The sequence below is a fragment of the Helicobacter bizzozeronii genome (assembly GCF_900196775.1).
Classification (GTDB): domain Bacteria; phylum Campylobacterota; class Campylobacteria; order Campylobacterales; family Helicobacteraceae; genus Helicobacter; species Helicobacter bizzozeronii.
In genome coordinates this window covers 1-4,543 of record NZ_FZLB01000078.1, presented here as the reverse complement: position 1 = coordinate 4,543, position 4,543 = coordinate 1, and the positions used below count along the sequence as shown (strand labels likewise).

Annotated in this window: 4 protein-coding genes and 1 pseudogene; 2 read left to right on the top strand and 3 right to left on the bottom strand. The window is 46.1% G+C overall.

The features are described from left to right. Positions 1–156: 156 nt before the first annotated feature. Both C5684_RS07950 and C5684_RS07945 read left to right on the top strand, forming a co-directional pair. Positions 157–1,074 (top strand): annotated as a pseudogene (locus C5684_RS07950) (sialidase family protein); the annotation flags it as partial. Then, positions 1,071–1,649: a hypothetical protein gene (locus C5684_RS07945; RefSeq protein WP_006017941.1), complete on the top strand. Its 579-nt coding sequence runs from the start codon at positions 1,071–1,073 to the stop codon at positions 1,647–1,649. The pseudogene C5684_RS07950 and the gene C5684_RS07945, both read left to right, overlap by 4 nt. Before the next feature lie 478 nt (positions 1,650–2,127). On the opposite strand, the gene C5684_RS07940 is transcribed toward C5684_RS07945, so the two are convergent. The 3 genes from C5684_RS07940 to C5684_RS07930 form a co-directional block, all read right to left on the bottom strand. Beyond that, positions 2,128–2,334 (bottom strand): hypothetical protein, encoded by a 207-nt coding sequence (locus C5684_RS07940; RefSeq protein WP_013890975.1) that lies wholly within the window; start codon positions 2,332–2,334, stop codon positions 2,128–2,130. Beyond that, a complete protein-coding gene (locus C5684_RS07935) occupies positions 2,331–3,023 on the bottom strand; it encodes a DNA-methyltransferase (protein WP_233708718.1) in 693 nt (230 codons plus the stop codon). The genes C5684_RS07940 and C5684_RS07935 overlap by 4 nt, the downstream gene beginning before the upstream one ends. A 305-nt stretch (positions 3,024–3,328) precedes the next feature. Beyond that, the coding region (locus C5684_RS07930) for a PBECR3 domain-containing polyvalent protein (RefSeq protein ID WP_233708717.1) at positions 3,329–4,543 on the bottom strand (1,215 nt) is incomplete at its 5' end.

Sequence of the window (4,543 nt, the reverse complement as noted above, 5' to 3'; positions counted from 1 at the left end):
CCCTTTAGCCTAGCCCCAGCCCTCAAGCTGGAGCCCAGAACGACACCCCTTTTTGTTAAAAAAACCCTCCCCCTGGCGGGCACTAAAAGCATGCATGCGGCTACCTTGAGCGTGCTGGATACAGATTATCTCGTGGGGGCTTAATTTGGGGGGTGTGCGGAGGGGGTGGGGGATGTTAAAATCTATGCCCATCTTTACAATCTGAAAACCCAAGAGTGGGGACAAGCTCTGCCCTTGCTCTCAGCCCCCCTATTGAGCCAAAAAGCCCATGAGTTTGTCAAAATCTTAGGCAACCCCGTGCTGTATGCCACGCATAACACCCTGTATTTATTCGTGGTGGGGGCGAGTTTAGGCGGGTGGGCGACCTCTAAAATTTATCTGCTCTGTGCTCCCCTAAAGCGTGTCTTAGAACAGCTCCAGCACAACCAAAGCCCGCAACTGGATTTTATCCAAACCCTGCCCTTAAGCCCCTTTTTAAATATCAGCCATCTGGTGCGCACCAGCCCCCTGTCCACTGATGATGGCGGGTTTGTGTTGCCCATTTATCAAGAGCTGGCTAAAAAAACCCCCTTGTTACTCAAATTTGACCCCCACGCCCGCTTAGAGAGTGTGATCCAGCCTAATTTGCTAAAACAGCAACTCCAGCCCAGCCTTGCACCCTACCAACATTGCGCTTTGATGGCATTTAGAAGTTACAAACGCTTTGATCTCTACACCCAAACCTGCCAAACCCCCCTAAAATGGGATCCACCCCAGTTGAGTAATCTCAAAAACTATGATGACTCGCTCAATCTCTTCAATGTGAATGGCACGCTTTATTTGATCTATAATGCCCCGCTCCAAGAGGGCTATAATAGCCGCAGCACTTTAATGTTGGCTCAATTTGCCCCCACACCTGATAAGCCTAGCTATTTTAAGCCTCTGTGTATCTTGGATTTTACACAACAGGGGGGCGAGGTGAGCTACCCAGCCACTTTAATTTTTAAAGATCAGGTGCATGTGCTCTACACAAAGGATCGCCAGCACATCCAGCATATCATCTTTAATTTGGCTTATTTGAAAAGCTTGCCATGATCGCCCATTCTGTTTTGCCCTCCTTGTTTTTGAGCGTAGCGGTGAGTCTATGCGTGGCGGTGTTTGCCCGCAAATACGCTTGGCTAAAAGCTTTAGGGGTGTTTGGGATTTGCCATATCCCAGTGTGGCATGCCATGAGCCTATCGGCGTTACTTGTGGGGCTTTTTAGCACGCCTAGCCCCTTAAGCCTTGTGCTGTGCTTATGGGCTTTAATTGCCAAATACAAGAACTTAGAATGCTTCCCTTTCAGGGTGGCTTTATTTTTAAGCCTCTTTGGAGTCTTTGTCTTTTTAGATATGTTAGAACTCTTGCCCTTTAGCCTCACGCATGCCAGCCCAACATGGGTCATTATGAGCTTGTGCTTGTGGAGCGTGCTCGCCTTTTTGGTGCATAGACCCTTGGGCGTGCTCTTTTTACTCACCTTGTTCTTAGCAACCTTAAACCAACTCAACAAGGGCGACTCTTTTGTTTTGCTCTATGTGGGCTTTATGGATATTTATTTGTGGGCACTGGCTTTAATCTGGCTACTCAAGGGGATGTCAAAAACCCTCATTAAAAATCTAAAACACCCTTGATCTATAGCACCTGTGCCAACAGCACAGCGTTTGCAAATGCGCTAGTGTTTTAATAGTCATACGGGCAAACAACATCAAAGGGCAAAAACCCGAAGCATTTTAATAGCCAAACGGGCAACCAGTATGAAAAGCCAAAGGGCATAACCCTAAGGGTGGGCAAAGGCTAAAAATAAGCAAAGATGGGTTAAAATGGGGCGTGCCAGTAGTAGGGTTTTCTTAGGACGATGGGCGTAACTTTTAATAGTGGGTCAGGAGGCTGTAAGCGGGTAACCTCCTAGAAAGGAGACCCTACTATGAAATTACTCGTGGTATTAGTGGTTTTGATGGTTCTCGTCCAACCATAGTGGTTTTGATGGTTCTCGTCCAACCATTATATTAAAAACCGCCCTCGCCCTATGGGCGGGGGTAACCACTGATACCATTGTGCCACACATTTGCTTAACTTAACTTGGTTTTAACAAAAATACAGCCAACAAACTCATTTTTGCAAACAAAAATCTAAATCTTTCTCTAGCTCTTGGGTGTAGATTAGGAGTGCCTTTAGATATTCCAACATATCTAAGTCCTTGCTGGGTCTGCTTGGTTTGCTAATCTGACACCTAGTGGGGATATAGACATCTTTATAAACCACTCTGGGCGTGCAGGCTGTAAAGCCCAAGAGCGCGCACAATAAAAGCATTTTCATGCAAATAACCCCTCATCACCTAAAGCCCGTCTTAAATTCTCTTGGGCGATCTGAGCATATTGCTTAGATTTTTCCACCCCAATAAAATTAAGCCCTAAATGCGCACACGCCACTCCAGTAGAACCACTCCCGGCAAAACAATCTAACACAATCCCGCCCTTAGGCACAATGGCTAAGAGGTGTTTTAAGACCTCTAGGGGCTTTTGGGTGGCGTGTAGCTTTTTGCTGGCGTGTAAGTAGGCTTGAATATAGCCATAATGATAATTGGCTTCTTGTGTGTTGGGTAGTTCCCCCTTAGTGCCCCAGACAATAAACTCGCATTGTTGTTTAAAGCCATTGGGAAAGGGTCTAGCACCCCTGCCCTTATCCCACACAATAACACCCCGCCAAGCCAGATCGGCTAACTGGACCGCATCAGATAAAGCGGGCAACATGCGCCAATCAATGAAACTAAAAAAGTAACTGCTAGGCTTTAACAATCTCTCAATTTGGGCAAAGACAAAACCCATCCACCTTATAAAAACCCGCTGGTCTTTACCATCGCCTAGAAATTCGTAGTATTTGGAGTTATCGCCCACATATTTTTTATTCGTGCTGGCATTGCGTGCATTTAAAGACTTCACACCCCCACTGCAATAAGGCGGATCAATAAGGACACAATCAATACAACTATCAGGCAATTTAGCCATAAACTCCAACGCGTCAGTGTTAAAAACTTGGTTGAGATAGGGGGTTAGAATGGTCGCTCCTTTGGGTTTTAAGTAAGATTTAGCTAGATTTTCCTAGCAGTGTAAGTCAGTGCGTGGGAGACACTAGGCTTGGGGCTTAGGGAGGTTTCCGCTATTCTTGGAATAGTCCGCATACTCACTGCGAAAATGTTTGTTATTCTCAAGTTTCCCATTTAGCTCTAAAAACTCCCTTTATTTGGTTTTTGTGTGGTAAAATGCGCTTGCTATAACTCTCGCCTTAGAGTTCGGTCTAGGGTCGTATCCCATTAAGGAAGGCGTTCGGAGGGTCGTAGCTTCCCATTACTTTTCCACATCGTTACAAACCTTAACTTGTTTTGCGCGGTTAAAACCTCTTCAATAACCACGAAATGCCCGTTGATTTGTTTTTTATACTTAATCTTCTTACCTTGCACTTCGCGCACATCTGCACTCTTGGCAATATTAGGATAATTGCTAATATCTTGGATTGTAAGCGGTATTTGGTTGCGCGACATCTCAATCTTAGGGTCGCTATGCCTATTCAAGGCGTGCGCTACATGCTGGGCATCAATCTCTCTGGCTAGGGCGTAATTCCCATTAAACTTGAATTCCTGACTTAATTGCTCTAGCTCCTTACCCTCCACTTTAGCAATTACTGCCTTATTCTTTGGGTTGGGGTTTTGCAAATCCCATTGCTCTATGTGGTTTTTAATCTCTGCAGGGCTTAAGTCCTCTGTTAAAGTGCTCTTAGTGGGTAGGCTTTTGTTGGTGGGTGGTTTTTGAGCCCCTGCAGTGCTGGGCTTAAGGCTATCCTCCTGCTTGCTCTCAATCTTGCCCTCCGAGTGGTTTGATTGGGGTAGATTGTCCTTAATCCCCCCAGCACTGCGACTCTGTGCCCTCTGCAAAATTTGCATCTCTGGGGTATTGGCTAGGGCTTGGCTGGCTTGTGCGCTCTTTTTCTCCAATTCAGGCAATAAGGAAGCCACACGCATAACAGATTGGGTTGGGTTTTGCGTGCTGGTGATGAGCTCTTTGGCAAAGTCATAGACATTGACATCAGCTAGTTTCTTAGCAGACACGCCCTCAAAAGCCAAACGGGGCATCGAGGCTTCTGCAAACTTGTTAGGCAATCCTTTTAAAAAGTCATACAGACTCTCTGTTGCCCCCTTTAAACGCGCAAATCGGGCAAAACCAGCCCCTAGAATTTCGCTTAGCATATCCTCATAAGCATAGGGGTTGAGTTGCACCATTGCATTTGTGCCATCTTTGTGCGTGCTGCTTAGAAGCGTTTGTAATCTCTCTAAGATATGGGCGAAGTTATCTGCCCGCTCACCTGCTTTGAGGGCTGAGGCTGTGGCTTCTAATGCGGGCGTGAGATAGGGGGCAAGATTGAGGCTAGGGAAACGCCCATCACGCATTAAGAGATAGAAGCTAGGTGCGTTGTGGCTGAACATTTCTTTTAAACTTTTAAACTCTACAGGCTCTAATATCTTTTGGGCGTG